This is a genomic window from Kitasatospora sp. NPDC004799 (assembly GCF_040609095.1).
Lineage (GTDB): Bacteria > Actinomycetota > Actinomycetes > Streptomycetales > Streptomycetaceae > Kitasatospora.
Genome location: NZ_JBEXJK010000003.1, coordinates 21,436 through 38,565 on the forward strand (window position 1 = coordinate 21,436; position 17,130 = coordinate 38,565).

The following is a 17,130-nucleotide window of genomic DNA, read 5'->3' on the forward strand; positions in this document are numbered from 1 at the left end:
CGTCACGGGTGTCGGTGCAGGTCAGGGGCCGTTTTTTGGGCCGTGTGACGCAGGTGACGCAGCGGTTTCCTACTTAGGAAAAAGAGGGGGGTTTCTGTGGTGGTTCGTGCGCCTCAGAGCGTGAAGAAGGAGCCGCTGCGCGGCGCGTCCTTTGGCGGCTTCGCCGAACAGCAAGAAGAGCACCGGCAGCCGGGTGCTCTTCTTGCTTGTTCCGGGCGGTCAGGGCATCTGGAGCTGTTCGTGCGGGGGCGTGGTGGCCGGGCGGGCCGTGCGTGCCATTTCGAGGTAGCGGCCTTCTCGCGTGCGGCCGGTGTCGATGAGGACACCCCGCGCGGCGAGAGTGGGCTGGAGGCGCTTGAGCCGGTCGGAGAGGATCTTCCCGGTGGTCGGCCAGCCCTTGGGCAGGGGCCGCTGCTCGTCGCCGCTGTAGAGGCGGCCGAGGCAGGCCAGCCACTCGGTGGAGGTCATGCGCTGCGCGCCGCCGGGCTCGATGGTGTCGGCGTGCTTGAGGACGGTCTGCGCCAACAGGTCGCCCTCGATCACGTCGTCGTTCAGGTCGTCCAGGCTGGCCCGGTAGGCGGCCAGCGCCCCGAACCCGGTCGCGGCGTCGAGCTGCGCGCACAGGTGGGCGAAATCCGCCATCCGCAGATCGGTGGGCGTCTCCGCCTCGGCCGCGCGGACCTTGACCGTGAGGTCAAGCAGGGACCCGAGGACCACGGGCAGCACCTCCTCGTACTCCGCCCACAGCTCCGCCTCGGTGCGCCGGACGCTGGGCCGCTCCAGCCGCAGCGGCAGGAGCCGTTCGGCGAGGTCGGGCCGAATGACGCCGACGTCGATTCCGGTCAGGAGCAGGGGCCGGCGGTAGGCGGAGCGGTGCACGTCCCCGTCGGTGAACAGGGCGCGCTTGACGCTCTCGGCACCGGTGACGATGCAGCACATGGCATCCGACAGGTCCGGGGTCATGTGGGAGAGGTTGTCCAGGGCGGTGACCCACCCGGCCGCAACTGCCGCAACGAGGTTCTCCTCGTCCTTCGGTGCCCGGCGCAGGTCCCCGCTCATGCCCTCGATGATCCGCACGAGCATCCGGCCGCCGGTGGACTTGCCCGCGCCCTGCGGACCAGTGAGGAACGGCGCCGGGACCGGCACGGACGGGCCGAGGCAGCCGATGAGCCAGGCGAGGGCCAGGCACTCGGTCGTGGCGTCGGCGAAGTTCGTCAGCCGCAGCAGCAGGTCGATGCCCTTGCCATCGGTGTCCTTGACCGGCAGCGGGAGTTCGCCGGTGAGCTGGGTGCGCCGCCAGCACACCTCACGCGGGTCGGGGACGGCGATGTCCCAGCCGGTGGGGTGGATGCGCACGGACTTCCCGTCGGTGCGGCCCAGGTCGAGCCACGTGGCGCCGTCGAAGCCCGGGGCGACGCGGATGTGGACGGGCTGCACATCCTCGGACAGGGCGAGCGCCTCGATCAAGTCCAGCGCCTCCTTGATCGCGGACCCGTTGAACACGCCGACCCCGTCCCGGTACAGGCCGACCATGAGTTCCTGGCGGTGGCTGCCGGTCGTGCCCTGGGAGCGGATCGGACGGGCCACCGGGTGGCCCGTGCGCTGCGCGTACACGGTGCCGTCGGCGGTGCGGAAGTACCGGAAGTGTGCCTGCGCGTAGTCGGCGATGACCTCGCGCGCCGGGGTCTTCTCCTCCTCGGACACGGCTACAGCCCCAGCTGGTGAAGGGCGTTGGCCCACGCGTCGGCGCAGTGCCGCGCGGATTCGCCCTTGGCCTGCGCGGCGGCGAACAGGCGCGCGGTGTGCTCCTCGGTCAGGCACCCGCACCGCCCGTGCGTGGCCAGCACGGCGAGGAACGTCGCGAACACGGTCGCGTGCACGGCGGCGGCGGCCTCGGCGATCCGCTGCTCGGCCATGGCGATGCCACGGGCCAGGAAGGTCGGGGTGCGGTGGGGGCACGTCCCGCCCCCGGCCGGCGCGGGCACCGTGACGGCCACCGGCCGGACAGCCGCGGGCTGCTTCACGACCAGGGCGCGGACCGTGTCCGGCAGGGCCGTCATGTCGCCGGTGCCGGGGCCGAGCCACCGGGCGTAGGACATGGTCGATTTGATGTCCACGCCGGGCCGCACGTTGTTCGCGGAGGTCATGGCGCCCCGGTAGAGCCAGTGCTCGCCCCGGGTGGTGCGTACGGTCCGGGTGGCGGGCAGGGTCTCGCACGCCCACGCGACGGCGGCCTCGTTGTCGAGGTCGACGACGGTCACCCCGGCGCCGCCGGGGTGGTAGGCCACCGCTGCCGCCTCCCGCCACGCCCGCGCCCACTCCGGCGAGTTGATGACGTCCGGGTTGGTGGTAGCGGCGGCCCAGCCGTGGCAGGGCAGCGGGCAGGTGCAGGGGCCCGGGGTCTTCATGTTCGGCCGGCCGCCGCACGCGTTGCTGGCGCAGGCCCGGCAGTTGCCGAACGGCACCTTCCCGGCCCGCAGCGGCAGCACCGGAACGCCGAAGGTCGCCAGGAAGAGCGCGATGGACAGCGGGTGCTCTCCCCGGACGGTGGTCGAATGGGTCATGCTGGGGGTTCTCCTCGTCTCGATGGGGCGGGGGAACCGGAGCGGCCGGGTTCCTTGGCCGGGATGGCCGGCCGCTCCGGGCGGCATCAGAGCGTGGGGCGGCAGGGACTGGTGGGCCGCCAGAGCTGGGCGTCGGTCACGATCGCGGTGTGGTCGAAGGCGAGGTCGGGCAGGTCCCCCAGCGACACCCACGCCACGGCCGTGGCGTCGTCCCCGGCCTGCGCGCGGGGGTCGTCGGACACCTCGATCCGGTAGGCGACGCTGATGTACCTGCCGCGCGGATCGCGCTCGGGGGCGTCGTAGATACCGATCAGCGTCAGGTCCTCGGCAGCCACGCGGATGCCGGTCTCTTCCAGCAGCTCGCGCGCGGCGGCGGCGCGGGACGTCTCTCCGGGGTCGACGTGCCCGCCGGGAAGGGCGAGCTGGCCCTTGTGCGGCGGCCAGCCCCGCTCGATCAGGAGCACACGGCCGTTCCAGACACACACGACGTCGGCGGTGTATCGCAGGGTCTCGAAGGTCTCGGTCATGAAGTCCTCTGTCTCTCTGGGCGAAGTCAGTCCTGGTCGGGGCCGCAGGCGCAGTTCTCGGGGTCGGCGCCCTGCCCGATCTGGCAGGCGCAGTAGATGAACCCGAACGGGGTCTCGGTGGGCTCGCCGCCGGTGCAGTGGTCGCACTCGCCCGGGGCCCAGTCCTCGATGTCCTCGTTGGTGTATTCGTCCGGGTCGTAGTCGTAGTCGTTGTACACGGGCAGGCCTTCCGGTCAGGCGGTCTTGATGGCGGCGGCGAGGGCGTCGAGGAGGGTGTGGTGGGCGGCGAGGGCGGCGGGCCGGCCGGTGGTGATCTGGTCCTGTTCCTGGTCGTCGCCGAGGGCGAAGGTGGCGTCGAGGGCGTTGTGGACGGCGTCGCGGACGGCGGTGTCGGTGGTGAGGAGGAAGAGGGCGTCGCGGGCGGCGGTGAGCGCGGCCCGGGCGATGCGGACGGTGGTGATCTGCTCGGTGGGCGGGTTGTCGGCGTCGGGGTTGGTGGTGTTGGCGGTCCACAGCGCGTAGACGGCGGCGCGGTAGGCGGTCAGGGCGGTGAGGAGCTGTCCGCCGGCGCTCTGGAGGTCGTGGCGGTGGACGGCGCGTCGGGTCGCGCGCTGCTGGAGATGGATGGTGCCGAGGCTCCCGGTGAGGGTGCCGATGACGGCGATGAGGCTGGCGAGCACGGTGTCCACGGGGTCCTTCGTTCGTGGTGGGGTGCGGGCTGAGGTGGGTGGTCCGTCAGTAGAAGGTGGGCTGGTCGTCGTCCCAGTCGTCCGGGTCGTCGTCCGCCTCGTCGTCGGTGTCCATGTCCTGCCACGGGGTAGCGTCGGCGGCGGCCTCGGCGGCCCTCTCCTCCTCTTCCCAGCGGGCGTAGTTGGAGCGGTCCTCGTCCCATTCAGCGAGGAAGAAGTCGTCCGGGTCTCGGTCGTCGTGCACGGGCAGGCCTTCCGGTCAGGCGGCGCGGATGACGCGCGCGCTGGGGAGCTGGTGGACGGCGGCGAGCCGGGCCGCCGGGGCGGCGGTGGCCGGGGCGGGGGCGCCCTCGCCGCCGTCGGGCGGGGCCGCGTCGCCGGTGTCGGTGGTGCGGGCGGCGCGTTCGGCGGCGGAGGCGGCGAGGGCGCGGTGGACGGTGGCGCTGTCGGCGGTGGCGCCGCGCTGGGAGGCCACGATCGGGAGGCTGAGGAGCACGCCGGGGCCGATGAGGACGGCGGCGGCGATCAGGTCGGTGGTGGTGCTCATCGGGGGGTTCCTCCCGTGCCGGCGGTGTGGGCGAGGACGTCGAGCAGGTCGGTGCCGAGGGCGGCGAGGCGGTGTTCGATGGCCTGCCAGGAGTCGGGGTCGATGTGCATGAGGGCGGCGAGGGCGGTGGCGGGCTCGCGGTCGGCGGCGGCCTGGAGGGCCTCGCGCAGGTGGGTCGCGGCGAGCGGGCGGATGGTGTTCGGGGGCATGGCAGAGCCTCCCTTCCGGGCGGGTGCTGGGGGCGGTACGCGGGGTGTCAGGGGCGGGTGTCAGCGGGTGTCAGGGCCGCTGTCAGGCGCCCCTGACACCCGCGTCTGCCTAGGAGAATGGGTGTCAGGAGCTGTCAGATGTCAGGGACTGTCAGACCAGGGCCGGGGTGGGGACGATCCGGTAGCGGCCGCCCTTCGCGGTGGGCACCAGGCGGCCGTCCTCGATGAGGCGGCGGAACTCCCCGCTCACCCACTGCCGGGTGCGGCCGAACTTCTCGGCGTGCTCCATGACGTCCTTGGGGCCGATCACCATCGTCCCGTTCTGCTCGAAGTCGGCGACGATGGCGTCCATCGCGGCCCGGGCCTCCTCGGCGGTGAAGGTCGGGACGTTCGACTCGGCGCCGAACGTGAGGCCGGCCAGCGCGTCGGGGACCGGGGGCAGTTCGGCCTGCGGGTCCAGGCCCTCGTCCTCCGGGTCCAACCGCCGCTCGACACCGCCGTCCTCGTCGCCGCTGCCGTTGCCGTTGCCGTCCGCGTACACGCTGTCCCCGTCCTGGTCGGTGGCGTCCTGGTGGTGGCGGTCGGTGTAGGCCTTGCCGGCGACGCCGGCGGCGGCCTTCGCGGTGACGGGGTCGACCTTGGCGCCGTTGCGCACGGCCCACGCGGCGAGCTGTTCCATGACGCGGGCGGCCTGGCCGGTGAAGCGGAAGGTCCGCCCGGGCGAGCTGTAGCGCTGTTCGTTGACGCCGGGGGTGACGAGGTAGCAGTAGCCGGGCCGCCTGTTGGCCCAGGCGCCCGGGTGGGCGCCGGCGTCCAGGACCGGGACGGGCAGGGCCATGCCCTCGTCCCGGGCGTCCAGGCCGAACACGAGCGCGGACGGCAGGGAGGCCCGGGTGCTGGTGCTGATCTGGTCGTGGCTGGGCCGCTGGAGGGAGATGACCAGGGCGGCGCCGGCGGCGCGGGCGAGTTGGGCGATCTCGGTGAAGCCCTCGTCGCCCATGAACCGGATGGTGGCGGCGGCCTCCTCGAACCAGCCGACCAGGAACGGCATTCCGGGGCAGTTGCAGGCGCGGCCCTTCTGGCACGAGTGCCCGGGGTCGGTCTGCTGCTCGGCGGCGGCCGGCACCCACTGGCGGTAGCCGTGGGCGCCGAGCCAGCGGGTGCGGGCGGGGATGACGGCCTGGAAGGCGCTGACCATGGTCTCGGTCTCGGCCCCGCCCTCCACGGCCCAGTCCAGGCCGGGCCGCAGCGGGCCGAAGTCCTGGAAGCTCTTGGGGTCGGACAGCCAGACGATGACGTCGCGCCGTCCCATGATCTCGGTGAGGACGTTGAGCGCGCCGTCGCCCTTGCCGGAGCCGGTCATGCCGCAGATCAGCAGGTGGGTGCCGTTGCGGCCGGTCTCCGGGTCGCCGGGCAGCCACAGCAGGAGCGGGGAGCCGTCGTCGTAGCGGCCGATGACCAGCGGCTCGGCGATGGAGCCGCCGATGTTGGTCGGCATCTCCCACTCGACCACCTCGGCGAGCATGTCCCGGGGCACCACGACCAGCTCGCCCCGGCGGGCGGAGTCGGGGTCGGGCAGGTAGCGCACGGCGGTGGGGGCGACGTCGAGGGCGGAGGCGATGTTCGGCAGCGCCCGGGTGACGTCGTCGTTGGTCATCTCCCCGGCGGGCAGGACCAGTTCGGAGGTGACGCGGTTCGGCTCGACCTCGCTCTTGCGGATCTTCGCCCCGGCGAGCTTCACCTTCTCCAGCAGCGACGCGTCCGCGTTGTCGGTGGCGGCCTGGACGGCGTCGGGGTTGCGGCGCAGTATCTGCCGCACGTTCCAGGACAGGGCGAGGATGCTGCCGCCGAGCCAGAACGTGCCGAAGGTGAAGCCGTTCCACCCGCCGAGCGCGGTCGTGGTGAACCAGCCGGACGCGGCGGCCACCGTCACGGCCGAGTGCAGGCGGCGCTGCGGCGAGGTGGTCTTGCCCGCCCACGCGGTCGCCGCGGTGAGACCGACCGAGCCGAGGGTCAGGCCGACCGCGTAGCCGGTGGAGTCGTGGGCGGGCATCCACGCCATGGTCCCGGCGACGCCGGTCGCGCCGGCCAGGATCCACGGCGGGGTGTAGGGCTTGGCCCGGTGGGCCAGCCACGCGGCGACGCCCTTGCCGGTGCTGGCGCCCTCCAGGTTCTCCCGGTGCTGCACCTCCGGGTCGGTGTCCTTCTTCGGCACGGTGGTGCCCCCTTTCAGAACTGGAACGGACGGTGCTGCTGCTGGGCCGGGCGGGGGGCCATGACGTCGGCGTACTCGCGCTGGAAGGCGGCCCACGCGGCGGCGGCGTCCTTCGCGGCGTCGGTCAGCGCGTCGGCGGCCTTGGAGAGCTTCTTGGCGACGGAGCGGGCCCGCATCTTCTTCTGGAACACGTGGTCACCCGGGGCGCCCGGGGCCTGCTCCAGCGCGGCCTTGAGGATCTCGGCGGCCACCTCCACCTCGACGGCGGCGTAGGCGCCGAACGCGCGCAGGGCCTCGCAGTAGGAGCGGACGTCGCCGGTGGAGTAGAACGCGGGCTCCGGCAGGGCCAGGGCGCTGCTGCGGTCCACGCCGGTGCCGGGGTTCGCGGCGGCACCGAACCTCGGGGCACCGCCCCCGCCGCCGGTGGTGGTGTTCTTGTTGACGTTGATGCTGATCCCGGGGGCGAACGTCGCCCCGGAGCCGAAGCCGTTGCGGGTGCTGTTGGTGCTGCTCGCGCCGTTGCCCGGCGTGGCGTTCACGGTCATCGCAGGCCTCCTGGTGGGCCGGGGCTGTCCCGACTCCCCGCCCCCTCCCGACCCGCGAAGGGCCGGGCGAGGACAGGCAACCGTCAGCGCCGGTCAGACGGAGGCGATCAGGGCCGCGAGGGCCTCGAAGGCGTGGTGCCACGACTGGTCGAGCAGGTAGCCGCCGTTCATGCCGTGATCGGCCAGCCGCACGAACACGCCCTTGCCGGTCGCGTCCGCCAGCCGGCGCAGGGGCTCGCGCCGGTCGGCGACGTAGTGCGTCACGGCCGAGAGGGCGAGGGCGGCGGCCACCGGCCCGGGCCGCAGACGGACACCGAGCAGCCGGGCGCCGCCGAGCAGGGCGGCGGCCTGCGCGGCGGTGTAGGAGGCGACGTGCGCGGCGCAGGCGCGACGGCCGGCCGCACTGGACTGCCCGTCGGTGTGGTCGTGGTGGCCCTTGGTGGTGGCCTGGTGGTCGGTCTGGATCCAGTGGTCCGCCACGTCACCGGCGGCACGGAGCAGGGCGTAGGCGGCGGCGAACCTGGCCGCGCGGATGCTGGTCATGGGGGCTCCTTCAGCGCTCGACGACCGGCTTGGCCAGGTCGCGGTGGGTGAGGCAGACGCGGGTGCCGGTCTTGGACAGTCGCTTGGCGAGGGTCATGGCGACGGTGGCGGCCCGGTGCCGGCCGCCCGCGCAGCCGACCGCGATGGTCAGCGGCGCCTCGGACGGCCCGGTGTCGAACGAGTCCGCCAGCAGCGCGGCACCGGCGATCAACTCCCGGATGCCCGGGGTGGCGAGCACGGCCCGGCGCACCGGCAGGTCGTGCGCGGTCAGCTGGCGCAGGGCCGGGTCGACGTGCGGGTCGCGGAAGTGCCTGCGCAGGTCGAGAGTCAGGTGCGCCTCGGGCGGGGCGCCGTGCAGGTAGCCGAAGCTGACCACCCGGATCTCGGTCACGGACATGACAGGGGTCTCCTTGCTGAGGATCAGCGGAGCAGGTCAGGGGGCGGGCTAGATCTCGTCGCAGCTCAGCCCGTAGCAGTCCGCGCAGATCGGGATGATCCACTTCTCGTTGTTGACGTCCCACGCGAACGGGTCCGCGCAGACCTCCACGTCCGGCTTGCTCTCGCCGCAGAAGTAGCAGCTGTTCACGGGCGCTCCTTGGGCTTCAGGCCACGGTGGAGGTGGGTTCGGGCTGGTGGTAGAAGCCGGTCAGCTTCAGCGGGATGCCGCCGTGGGGGGTGGTGGCGGTGAGCCAGGCGAGCGTGCCGCGCATGGCGGTGTCGTGGCTGACGGCGGCCGGGTCGATGCCGAGGGCCTGGCGCCACTGCTCGAAGTGGTCGAGGCCGTCGTGCAGGGCGACTTCCAGCCCCCACAGGAAGTCGTGGGTGTCGGGCATCCGCAGGTACTGGAGCTGAATGGTCGCGGTGGGCAGGGCCGAGTTGGCGTGCAGCAGGGCCAGCAGCACGCCGGCCGCGCGGATCTGGTCGACGGCGGTGGGGAGGGTGTCGGTGGTGGTGGTCACGATGCCTGCTCCTCGGCGTGCGGCGCGGTGGTCTCTTCGGTGTCGGTCGGGACGGCGTGCAGGGCGGGACGCTCCGTGCCGACCGTGCCGAACTCCCGGTAGCGGGCGGCGACCCAACCGGTCGACCAGCCGGTCAGCTCGGCCGCCCGGCGCTGCGGGATGCCGAGCGCCACGGCGGTCTGGACGGTCAGCCGGGCGTCGTCCTCGGGCAGTCGCTCGGTCGTCGCGGGCGCGGCCAGGAGTTCCTGCCGCAGCCGTTCGGCGTCCTGCTCGGCGCTCTGCTCACGCTCGCGCTCACGGCGCTCACGCTCGCTCGCCTCGCGCTCACGGCGCTGCCGCTCGGCCCGGTCGATCTCCTCCAGGCGCCGCTGTTCCTGGCGGGCGTCGATGGCCATCCGCAGCTCGTGCTCACGCTGCTGGGCGGCCATCCGCTCGTCGTGCTCACGGCGCTCACGGTCGGCCCGGTCGGCCCGGTCGAACTCGGCCAACCGCTCCTCGCGTTCCTGCTGGCGGCGCTGCTCGGCGCGGCGCTCGCGCTCGGCCCGCTCATCGCGCTCACGGGTCTCACGAGCGGCCAGCGCGGCGGCGATCGCCCGCCGGTAGGCCAGCGAGGTCTCCGCCGTGACGATCAGCAGCAGCGGCGCCACCGAGTGGACCGCGACGCCGACCTTGTCGTGATCCAACGCGCTCTGACCCACGTTGAGCAGTACCGTCATCAGCCCGGTCATCCAGCGCAGCACGACCGGCCACCGGCCGCCGTCGCCGTCGAGTCGGGCGAGCGTGCTGTCCATGCGGACCACGATCACCACCGCCGCGTCCACGACCAACGGCAGGATCGGGGCCGTCCATTCCCAGCCCTTCGGGCTGTGGTGGGACATCAGCGGGGTCACCGTGAGCACGCTGTAGAGGACCGCGCCGAGCGTGATCGTCCACGTGCCCACGGCCAGCGCCTTCTCGGCGGACCGGATCTGGTCCGGGCTCATCCGCAGCTTCACCGCGACCACCGCCCGGTGAGCGGCGAGCGCGTCTTGAGCACGGAGTGAGCGGACGTGAGCACGACGAGCGCGGGGTCCGTCGTCACGCGGCCACCCGCTCGACGCCGGCGGTGCGGCGGATCACGGCCGGGCGCCGCAGCGGCACCGGCGCCATGCTCAGCAGGCGTTCGGCGTAGGCGGCGAGCACCGGGTCCTCCCGGTGCAGGTCCGCCAGGACGTCGTCCGCCGCGTCCATCCGGGCCGCGCGCTCGACCGGGCTCTCACCGGGCACGCCGGTGAACAGCCGGGTGAACTCCGAGTCGTTGACGAGGCCGAGCGCCAGCTCGGCGAACTCGTCCTCGTTCAAGGCCATCTGGCCTGCAACAATCGACCTCACGGGTCTACCTCTTCTCTGGTGGGGGTGGGCCCGGGGCCGCCGCGCGATCCTTGGCCGGGTGCGCGGCGGCCCGACTTCGCGGGCCCGGCTTCTCGTCGTTCACGAGCAGCCGCGGAACCCGACGCGCACCCGGGACCGTGAGAACGGTCGGTGCGCGCCGGGGACCGTGATCGCTGGTAACGCGACCGGAAGCGGTGAGCCCCGCCCGCTGGTCAGCGGCGGGGCCGGATACAGCTCAGGCGCATGCCCATGGGCGCGCCCTCCTCGGGTCGAAGCCCTGGTGGGGGCCGGTGATTGGGGGTTGCCCGTCCTACGGGCGTCAGGTCTCTCGGGCCTGGTCCGGTGCTTCCTCTCTGCTCAGCACGAGCGGGGCGGCACACCCCGGAATCGGGGTGCTGCGTGGCTCGCTGCCGCCGGCGACATCACCCGGTCACCACGGGGGCGGTCTGTCTCATCCCGCCACGTGCTTGGGACTCCGCTGTGCTTCCCCACACCCCCGGAAGGGGTGGCATGCCACTGCGTAGGGGGAGGGCTTCGTTCATCACGGCGGTTCGCCACCTAGGCGCCTACCGCGACCGCCGCCCTCGCGTCGGTCCCGCACGATCACTCTTCAGTTCTCAAGGAACGGCGCTTCCTTCGGACGGCTGTCACACCGCCCTCCGGGCGCGTTTACGCAGCTCAGAGCAGCCCAAAGAAGGCCCTACCAGGCATGCAATCTCACCTGGTCTTGTTGGCTGACTTGTTCCAACAAGCTGATGGCATGAGCTTGGGGCATCGACGCTCGCTTCGTCAAGCGCTTCGGGGTACCTTGTTGGAACAAGTCCTCCAAGTCAGGGAGACCAGACATGGCCAAACAGGTCCCGCGCTACCACGCCATCGCCGATGACCTGCGGCTTCAGATCGAGCAGGGGCAGTTGGCGCCCGGCCAAAAACTTCCGTCTGAGGAGGAACTGACCACGGCCTACGACGTCAGCCGGAACACGGTGCGACTCGCGCTCGGCCGCCTGACTGACGAAGGCCTCCTGGTGTCCGCCCAGGGACGCGGCAGCTTCGTGCGGGAGCGCTACGAGCCGGCCGTCTGGAACTGGACCACCATGGAGTCTCGGTCGGTCCATGAGGCGAACCACACCGCCGGCGACCAGTGGGCCAGCCAGATAGCTGCCAACGGCCACGAGCCGCGCCAGGAAATCCGGGTGTCAATCAGGCGGCCCCCGGAGGACGTGGCGCTACAGCTACAGCTCGACCCGACCACGGCGCTGACGGTCGTCCGCGAGCGAATCCGCTACGTGGATCACGAGCCGTATGCCCTCGCCGACTCGTACTTCCCGGAAGAGCTGGTCCGGAACACGCCGCTGATGCTCCCCGAGGATGTGTCGGCCCCCGGAGGCGTCCTGGCCAGCGCCGGTCTGATCCAGGTGCGGTACAGCGATGAGATCACGGTCCGGATGCCCACCCGAGAGGAGAGCGAGCGGCTCGTTCTTCCCGCAGCCACGCCGGTCGCGGTCCACCGCCGCACCGGCTACGACAAGGACGGAAAGCCCCTCCGGGTGATGATCACGACGCTCCCCGGTGACAGGCACGTCATCCGCTACGACGTCTCAACGGAGTGACATGACGACTCTGAGTGCTGCACGACGTCCAGACCCCCTGACCGGCCGCGAGTCACGTCCAGAACTCGTCTGGTACGCCGCCTACGGCTCGAACATGCACCTCGACCGGCTGATGTACTACATCGCGGGCGGCCGCCCGCCGGGCGGTGCGCGGACCTACCCTGGGTGCCGCGACCAGCGGCCGCCCCGTGCAGCGCTGCCCGTGCTGCTGCCCGGACAGCTCTACTTCTCCCTGGAGTCGAAGGTCTGGACCGGCGGCATGGGCTTCTACGACCAGACGGACGACGGGGAGATGCCGGCCCGGGCCTACCTGATCACTCCCGAGCAGTTCTCCGACATCGCGGCCCAGGAGATGCACGAGTCACCCGGGCGAGACCTCGACCTCGCACCGGCTCTGAAGCTGGGCAGCGTCCGCCTCGGGCCCGGCCGCTACGAGACGCTGGTGTGTCCTGGGCAGATCGACGGCTACCCCGTCCTGACGTTCACCGCCCCGTGGCGGCGCGCGGACGCCAAGGTGACCCGTCCGTCTGCCGCCTACCTCCGAAACTTCGCGTCCGGGCTGCGCGAGGCGCACGGCTGGTCCACAGAGGAGGCGGCCGCGTACCTGGTGGCCCGGCCCGGCGTGGCCGGCGCTTGGACCACGGAAGCAATCATGGATGCGTTGAGCGCCGAGCCCCCGAACGGCGAGCCGGGGTCGTAGGCGCAAACGCCCAGGTAGCGTCCGGGTCTCTGGTCTCAGTTCTGGTCTCATTCACCCCCGTTCGCTGGGGTTCACCGCACCCCTACGACACCCCTCCCACCAGGGGCTGGAACTCCGGCGAACCTTGCCGGACGCGGCCGCACAGACCTCGAAAGCGTGTGTGGGGGCAACTCCACCGTGGGTTCGAATCCCACCGCTACCGCTCGAAGCCCGAGGGCCCGTCCGATCCGGACGGGCCCTCGGCGTTTGTCCCGCCGCGAACTCCCGGCACCGACGACCGGCACCGACGGCGAGTCGACCCGGGCACGAAAAACGGCTCCGTACCCCGGGCCGATGACCACCGGTGCCCGGTCCGTACGGAGCCTGGAGGGGGGAGCGGCTCGGGGGGACTGACCGCTCCCCCGTCGGAGTCCCACAACCGGCACCGCTTCGGGGGGAAGCCGCGGCGACCGGTCCCACAGCGGGGAGCTCCGGATCCACGTACCGGGATTCCTGCCAGATCCTCGGTACGTCATCCATCCTGCCGTCCGGCCCGCGACCGGGCACCCGGAGAAAGGCCCCACTCGCGGGGACCTTCGTCCCGCCGGCCGAACGCGTCGCACACTTGATAGCCCGTCCGGGTGGATAAGCTGCCCCTGCAGGCCGCTCGGGGACCGGATGACGGCGGCCCACGGCTCGGAGGAAGGTCACCCGATGGCGCAGGCGAAGAAGATCGGCATGGTCCTCCTGCTCGTCTTCGTGCTCTACTCGATCATCACCTCGCCCTCCCGGTCCGCCGAGCTGGTCCAGCTCGGGTTCGAGGGGATCTCGAACGCGGCCAAGGCGGTCGGCACCTTCATGACCGGTCTGATCAAGTGACGGACGGCCCCCGCCCCCTCGCGTGGCGACGGGCCCCCGCGCACCGGCTACGGTGAGCGGGACCCTCTGTCCCCGTCCGCGAGGAGCGGCAATCGTGATCCGGCACCTGGTCCTGTTCAAGCTCAACGAAGGCGTCAGCAAGGACGAAGAGCGCGTGCTCGCCGGCGCCAAGGCCTTCGAGGCGCTCGGCGCGGTGATCCCCGAGCTGCGCGAGTGGGAGTGCGGCTGGAACACCACCGAGCGCGACATCGCGTACGACTATGCGATCAACAGCCTGGTCGAGGACCGCGACGCCCTCCAGGCCTACCTGACCCACCCGGACCACCAGGCCGCGGCCGGTCTCTGGCGCGAGTTCGCCACCTGGGTGATCGCCGACGTCGAGGTCTGAGCACCCGTCCGGCCCCGACCCGTCCCACCCAGCCCGTCCGCGCCCCCTCCGGGGCCCTTCGCCCGGACGGCCCGCGGCGCCCCGTCCGACCTCCGGGCGGGGCGCCTTGCTACGTCCCGGAACGACCCTTGCGGCGCCTCGCCGGCCGGCCCGGGAAAGGTTGAACACCCCACCAACACACCTCCGTCGGGTGCTTGCCCGATGTGTGCCCACCTTGTGATGCTATGACCGGTTTTGCCGGACATGGCGAGGTAGTGAACCAACCGCGACACCCGATCCGCTGGGCCCGCCGTTGACGACTTTGGGAGGGGTGAGGTGTCCGTGGACGAGGTGCTGGCTGCGATCACCAGCCCGGCCGGCGAGCTCCGCCCGGACCGGCTGCGCGGCCCCGGCGGCCGCCCCGCCGTGGACGTCCGGACGCTGACCCGGGTGCTGTTCGAACGGCTCGCCGAACTGCCCCCGGACGCCCCCGAGCGGGAGCGGGTCCGGGCCGCCCTGATCGAGGTGAACATCCCGCTGGTCCGCTACGCGGCCACCCGCTTCCGCAGCCGCAGCGAGCCGATGGAGGACGTCGTCCAGGTCGGCACCATCGGCCTGATCAACGCGATCGACCGCTTCGACCCCGGCCGCGGCGTCCAGTTCCCCACCTACGCGCTGCCGACCATCCTGGGCGAGATCAAGCGCTACTTCCGGGACAACGTCCGCACCATGCACGTCCCGCGCCGGCTCCAGGAGCTGTGGGTGCAGGTCAGCGGCGCCATGGAGGAGCTGACGGTGCTGCACGGGCGGGCGCCCAAGGTGCCCGAGATCGCCGCCAGCCTGCGGATCCCCGAGGAGGACGTGCGGGCCTGCCTGGACGCCGGGCGGGCCTACAACGCGGCGTCCCTGGAGGCGGCGCAGGAGCACGAGGGCGGGCTCGCGCTGCTCGACCGGCTCGGCTACGAGGACTCCGCGCTGGCCGAGGTCGAGCACCGGGACATGGTCCGCCACCTGCTGGTCCAGCTCCCCGAGCGGGAGCGGCGGATCGTGATGCTGCGGTTCTTCGCCAACCTGACCCAGTCCCAGATCAGCACCGAGCTGGGGATGTCCCAGATGCACGTGTCCCGGCTGCTCTCCCGGATCCTGACGAGGCTTCGGACCGGCAATTCCTGGGAAGAATGAGAATCGCAGCGAGTTACCCCGGCGTGACATCTTGCGACGTTCGGGTTTGCCGTGGACCGTGTTCCGGTATGGAGGGGGAAGGCCCTCGCCGGGAACCTCCGCGCGACGGCCCCCGTTCAGCTGACAGTCACAAGGGGGTGGGTGCATGTCCGGAGAGCTGGCCACTGCGGAGATCCACGCTGGACAGGCCGATGTCACGGCCGTCGCCGAGGACCTGGTCCCGCGGCAGCGGCTCGAAGCGGTCCAGCCGCCCGGCCCCGACGCGGCACCGGGGACGCCGCCCGGCGCCGGCCTGGACACCCGGACGCTCTCCCGCTCGCTGTTCCTGCGGCTGGCCGCGCTGGACCCGGGCAGCGCCGAGCACACCTACGTCCGCGACACCCTGATCGAGCTCAACCTGCCGCTGGTCCGGTACGCCTCGGCGCGCTTCCGCAGCCGCAACGAGCCGATGGAGGACATCGTCCAGGTCGGCACCATCGGCCTGATCAAAGCGATCGACCGGTTCGACCCGGAGCGCGGGGTGGAGTTCCCCACCTTCGCGATGCCCACCGTGGTGGGCGAGATCAAGCGCTTCTTCCGGGACACCAGCTGGTCGGTCCGGGTGCCCCGGCGGCTGCAGGAGCTGCGGCTGGCGCTGACCAAGGCCGGCGACGAGCTCTCCCAGCGGCTGGACCGCTCCCCCACCGTCGCCGAGCTGGCGGCCTGCCTGGGCGTCAGCGAGGAGGACGTGGTTGAGGGCCTCGCGGTCGGCAACGCGTACACCGCCAGCTCGCTCGACTCCAGCACCGGCGAGGAGGACAGCGACGGGCCGCTGGCCGACCGGCTCGGCTACGAGGACCTCGCGCTGGAGGGCGTCGAGTACCGGGAGTCGCTCAAGCCGCTGCTGGCCAAGCTGCCGCCGCGCGAGCGCCGGATCATCATGCTGCGGTTCTTCGGCAACCTCACCCAGTCGCAGATCGGCGAGGAGATCGGGATCTCCCAGATGCACGTCTCCCGGTTGCTCACCCGGACGCTCACCCAGCTGCGCGAGGGGCTGATCAACGAGGGCTGAGCCGGCCGCCGGGAGCCGGGCCGCTCCGCCCGGCCCCCGGCTCGTCCGCAACCGGCCCACGGCCAGCCTGCGGCTAGTCCAGCAGGTTGGCGCGCAGCCCGGCCAGCACCTCGTCGTCCAGCCCGAGCCCGTCCCGCCAGAACGCGTCGAAGCCGCCCCAGCCGGCCTCGACCTCGGCGAAGGCCGCGTCCAGGTAGCCGTCGTCGGCCCGGAAGACCGGCAGGAGCAGTTCGGGCTCGCGCATCAGCCCGCGGGCGCCGAAGTCGTCCAGCGCCCGCCGCACCACCGGGGCGGAGCGCTCGTTGGTGAGCAGGTAGTCGGCCCGGACGGTGCCGCGGTCCACCCCGAGGGCGGTCAGCAGGAGGGCGGCGGCCCAGCCGGTGCGGTCCTTGCCCGCGGAGCAGTGGAACAGCAGCGGCGGGCCCTCCGGGGCGGCCAGCAGGCGCAGCAGGGCGGCGAAGCGCTCGCGCGCCACCCGGTCCGTGACGAACCAGCGGTAGAGGCCGGTCATCAGGGCGGCCGCCCGGCCGTCGCCGAGCAGCGCCCGCTGGCGCTGCGGGCTGTGGTCGGCCAGCGCGTCGCGGACCAGCAGGAAGATGTCGAAGTCCGCTGCCAGCAGCGGGAGATGGTGGAGGGTCACGCCGCCCGGCAGGCGGTCCAGGCCGGCTCCGCGGACCTCGTCCATGCTCCGCAGGTCCACCACGCTGCGCAGGCCGAGCGCGGCGAGCGGGCCGAGGTCCTCGGCGGTGACGTGGTTCAGTCCGTCGCTGCGCAGCGCCACCCCGCGCCGGAGGAGCCGCCCGTCGGCCGCCCGGTACCCGCCCAGATCCCGGGCATTCAGTGCACCGCGCAAACCGAGGCTGCGGCCGACGAGCGGCGTTCCGTCGGGCTCCGGTGACGCATTCCGCACACTCCGGAATCCCTCCGGTCCGGTATGCCGATCGACCACGCGAGCGCCTCCATTGCATATTCGGACTGTCACATGGCACAGCCGTGCCCGATATTGCATGAACCTGCCCGACGGGGCGGTGGGATGTGCAAGAGTGTCATGCGCATCGACGACAGTGTAGGTGTCCCGCCCGACCGGCCGGGCCACACCGTCGGTAACCGCTTGTAGCGCTCAGCGTCCGGCTTTTCATTTCCAATTCATTATTTGCGCCGCCGGTCCGGTTCCGGTCACAATCAGCGCCTTC

Annotated in this window: 23 protein-coding genes and 1 tRNA gene; 7 read left to right on the forward strand and 17 right to left on the reverse strand. The window is 72.2% G+C overall.

Annotated elements, in window-relative coordinates; all coding sequences use genetic code 11:
• Positions 1–219: 219 nt before the first annotated feature.
• The 16 genes from ABZW03_RS00835 to ABZW03_RS00910 all read right to left on the reverse strand — a co-directional run bounded on the left by ABZW03_RS00835 (position 220) and on the right by ABZW03_RS00910 (position 10,145).
• The gene (locus tag ABZW03_RS00835; RefSeq protein ID WP_355250057.1) at positions 220–1,704 is read right to left on the reverse strand and encodes an ATP-binding protein; all 1,485 of its coding nucleotides are present in this window, start codon (positions 1,702–1,704) and stop codon (positions 220–222) included.
• Between the two features lie 2 nt (positions 1,705–1,706).
• On the reverse strand, positions 1,707–2,564 hold the full coding sequence (locus ABZW03_RS00840; protein WP_355250059.1) for a bifunctional DNA primase/polymerase: 858 nt from the start codon (positions 2,562–2,564) through the stop codon (positions 1,707–1,709).
• 86 nt (positions 2,565–2,650) lie between these two features.
• Positions 2,651–3,091, reverse strand: a complete 441-nt coding sequence (locus ABZW03_RS00845) for an NUDIX hydrolase (RefSeq protein ID WP_355250062.1) — start codon at positions 3,089–3,091, stop codon at positions 2,651–2,653.
• Positions 3,092–3,117: 26 nt separating this feature from the next.
• Positions 3,118–3,309 carry a hypothetical protein gene (locus ABZW03_RS00850; RefSeq protein WP_355250065.1) on the reverse strand — a complete coding sequence of 64 codons (192 nt, stop codon included), beginning with the start codon at positions 3,307–3,309 and terminating at the stop codon, positions 3,118–3,120.
• A gap of 15 nt (positions 3,310–3,324) precedes the next feature.
• A complete protein-coding gene (locus ABZW03_RS00855) occupies positions 3,325–3,780 on the reverse strand; it encodes a hypothetical protein (RefSeq protein WP_355250068.1) in 456 nt (151 codons plus the stop codon).
• Positions 3,781–3,826: 46 nt separating this feature from the next.
• Entirely contained in the window at positions 3,827–4,024 is a 198-nt protein-coding gene (locus ABZW03_RS00860) for a hypothetical protein (RefSeq protein ID WP_355250069.1), read from the reverse strand.
• 15 nt (positions 4,025–4,039) lie between these two features.
• A complete protein-coding gene (locus ABZW03_RS00865) occupies positions 4,040–4,327 on the reverse strand; it encodes a hypothetical protein (RefSeq protein ID WP_355250071.1) in 288 nt (95 codons plus the stop codon).
• On the reverse strand, positions 4,324–4,536 hold the full coding sequence (locus ABZW03_RS00870) for a hypothetical protein (RefSeq protein ID WP_355250074.1): 213 nt from the start codon (positions 4,534–4,536) through the stop codon (positions 4,324–4,326). The genes ABZW03_RS00865 and ABZW03_RS00870 overlap by 4 nt, the downstream gene beginning before the upstream one ends.
• A gap of 151 nt (positions 4,537–4,687) precedes the next feature.
• On the reverse strand, positions 4,688–6,751 hold the full coding sequence (traB, locus tag ABZW03_RS00875; protein ID WP_355250077.1) for a plasmid transfer protein TraB: 2,064 nt from the start codon (positions 6,749–6,751) through the stop codon (positions 4,688–4,690).
• 14 nt (positions 6,752–6,765) lie between these two features.
• Positions 6,766–7,296, reverse strand: coding sequence for a plasmid transfer protein TraA (gene traA / locus ABZW03_RS00880; protein ID WP_355250080.1), 531 nt, complete (start codon positions 7,294–7,296; stop codon positions 6,766–6,768).
• Between the two features lie 93 nt (positions 7,297–7,389).
• Positions 7,390–7,839, reverse strand: coding sequence for a hypothetical protein (locus ABZW03_RS00885; RefSeq protein ID WP_355250083.1), 450 nt, complete (start codon positions 7,837–7,839; stop codon positions 7,390–7,392).
• Positions 7,840–7,849: 10 nt separating this feature from the next.
• Positions 7,850–8,236, reverse strand: a complete 387-nt coding sequence (locus ABZW03_RS00890) for an RNase adapter RapZ (protein ID WP_355250086.1) — start codon at positions 8,234–8,236, stop codon at positions 7,850–7,852.
• A gap of 48 nt (positions 8,237–8,284) precedes the next feature.
• The gene (locus tag ABZW03_RS00895) at positions 8,285–8,425 is read right to left on the reverse strand and encodes a hypothetical protein (protein ID WP_355250089.1); all 141 of its coding nucleotides are present in this window, start codon (positions 8,423–8,425) and stop codon (positions 8,285–8,287) included.
• 16 nt (positions 8,426–8,441) lie between these two features.
• Positions 8,442–8,798, reverse strand: coding sequence for a hypothetical protein (locus tag ABZW03_RS00900; RefSeq protein WP_355250091.1), 357 nt, complete (start codon positions 8,796–8,798; stop codon positions 8,442–8,444).
• Complete coding sequence (locus tag ABZW03_RS00905; protein WP_355250093.1) at positions 8,795–9,781, reverse strand: DUF2637 domain-containing protein; 987 nt, start codon at positions 9,779–9,781, stop codon at positions 8,795–8,797. Before ABZW03_RS00905 ends, ABZW03_RS00900 begins: the two co-directional genes overlap by 4 nt.
• A 94-nt stretch (positions 9,782–9,875) precedes the next feature.
• Complete coding sequence (locus tag ABZW03_RS00910) at positions 9,876–10,145, reverse strand: hypothetical protein (RefSeq protein WP_355250095.1); 270 nt, start codon at positions 10,143–10,145, stop codon at positions 9,876–9,878.
• A gap of 869 nt (positions 10,146–11,014) precedes the next feature.
• On the opposite strand from ABZW03_RS00910, the gene ABZW03_RS00915 reads away from it, so the two are divergent.
• The 7 genes from ABZW03_RS00915 (at position 11,015) to ABZW03_RS00945 (ending at position 15,937) form a co-directional block, all read left to right on the forward strand.
• Positions 11,015–11,779: a GntR family transcriptional regulator gene (locus tag ABZW03_RS00915; protein ID WP_355250098.1), complete on the forward strand. Its 765-nt coding sequence runs from the start codon at positions 11,015–11,017 to the stop codon at positions 11,777–11,779.
• 1 nt (position 11,780) lies between these two features.
• A complete protein-coding gene (locus tag ABZW03_RS00920; RefSeq protein WP_355250101.1) occupies positions 11,781–12,479 on the forward strand; it encodes a histone deacetylase in 699 nt (232 codons plus the stop codon).
• Positions 12,480–12,595: 116 nt separating this feature from the next.
• A tRNA-OTHER gene (locus ABZW03_RS00925) sits at positions 12,596–12,678 on the forward strand.
• Positions 12,679–13,172: 494 nt separating this feature from the next.
• Complete coding sequence (locus ABZW03_RS00930) at positions 13,173–13,337, forward strand: hypothetical protein (protein WP_199823286.1); 165 nt, start codon at positions 13,173–13,175, stop codon at positions 13,335–13,337.
• Positions 13,338–13,431: 94 nt separating this feature from the next.
• Positions 13,432–13,725 carry a Dabb family protein gene (locus ABZW03_RS00935; RefSeq protein WP_355250104.1) on the forward strand — a complete coding sequence of 98 codons (294 nt, stop codon included), beginning with the start codon at positions 13,432–13,434 and terminating at the stop codon, positions 13,723–13,725.
• Positions 13,726–14,103: 378 nt separating this feature from the next.
• On the forward strand, positions 14,104–14,886 hold the full coding sequence (locus ABZW03_RS00940; protein ID WP_355250166.1) for an RNA polymerase sigma factor SigF: 783 nt from the start codon (positions 14,104–14,106) through the stop codon (positions 14,884–14,886).
• Between the two features lie 145 nt (positions 14,887–15,031).
• Positions 15,032–15,937 (forward strand): RNA polymerase sigma factor SigF, encoded by a 906-nt coding sequence (locus ABZW03_RS00945; protein WP_355250107.1) that lies wholly within the window; start codon positions 15,032–15,034, stop codon positions 15,935–15,937.
• A 73-nt stretch (positions 15,938–16,010) separates the two neighbouring features.
• Here the strand turns inward: ABZW03_RS00945 and ABZW03_RS00950 are convergent, their stop codons facing one another.
• Positions 16,011–16,790, reverse strand: a complete 780-nt coding sequence (locus ABZW03_RS00950; RefSeq protein ID WP_355250110.1) for a tyrosine-protein phosphatase — start codon at positions 16,788–16,790, stop codon at positions 16,011–16,013.
• Positions 16,791–17,130 lie beyond the last annotated feature (340 nt).

Coding starts and splice junctions, on each gene's coding strand:
- ABZW03_RS00890 (WP_355250086.1), bottom strand. CDS start 8,236: ATGTCCGTGACCGAGATCCGGGTGGTCAGCTTCGGCTACCTGCACGGC.
- traA (WP_355250080.1), bottom strand. CDS start 7,296: ATGACCGTGAACGCCACGCCGGGCAACGGCGCGAGCAGCACCAACAGC.
- ABZW03_RS00840 (WP_355250059.1), bottom strand. CDS start 2,564: ATGACCCATTCGACCACCGTCCGGGGAGAGCACCCGCTGTCCATCGCG.
- ABZW03_RS00915 (WP_355250098.1), top strand. CDS start 11,015: ATGGCCAAACAGGTCCCGCGCTACCACGCCATCGCCGATGACCTGCGG.
- ABZW03_RS00865 (WP_355250071.1), bottom strand. CDS start 4,327: ATGAGCACCACCACCGACCTGATCGCCGCCGCCGTCCTCATCGGCCCC.
- ABZW03_RS00910 (WP_355250095.1), bottom strand. CDS start 10,145: ATGGCCTTGAACGAGGACGAGTTCGCCGAGCTGGCGCTCGGCCTCGTC.
- ABZW03_RS00885 (WP_355250083.1), bottom strand. CDS start 7,839: ATGACCAGCATCCGCGCGGCCAGGTTCGCCGCCGCCTACGCCCTGCTC.
- ABZW03_RS00930 (WP_199823286.1), top strand. CDS start 13,173: ATGGCGCAGGCGAAGAAGATCGGCATGGTCCTCCTGCTCGTCTTCGTG.
- ABZW03_RS00920 (WP_355250101.1), top strand. CDS start 11,781: ATGACGACTCTGAGTGCTGCACGACGTCCAGACCCCCTGACCGGCCGC.
- ABZW03_RS00845 (WP_355250062.1), bottom strand. CDS start 3,091: ATGACCGAGACCTTCGAGACCCTGCGATACACCGCCGACGTCGTGTGT.
- ABZW03_RS00870 (WP_355250074.1), bottom strand. CDS start 4,536: ATGCCCCCGAACACCATCCGCCCGCTCGCCGCGACCCACCTGCGCGAG.
- ABZW03_RS00905 (WP_355250093.1), bottom strand. CDS start 9,781: ATGAGCCCGGACCAGATCCGGTCCGCCGAGAAGGCGCTGGCCGTGGGC.
- ABZW03_RS00945 (WP_355250107.1), top strand. CDS start 15,032: ATGTCCGGAGAGCTGGCCACTGCGGAGATCCACGCTGGACAGGCCGAT.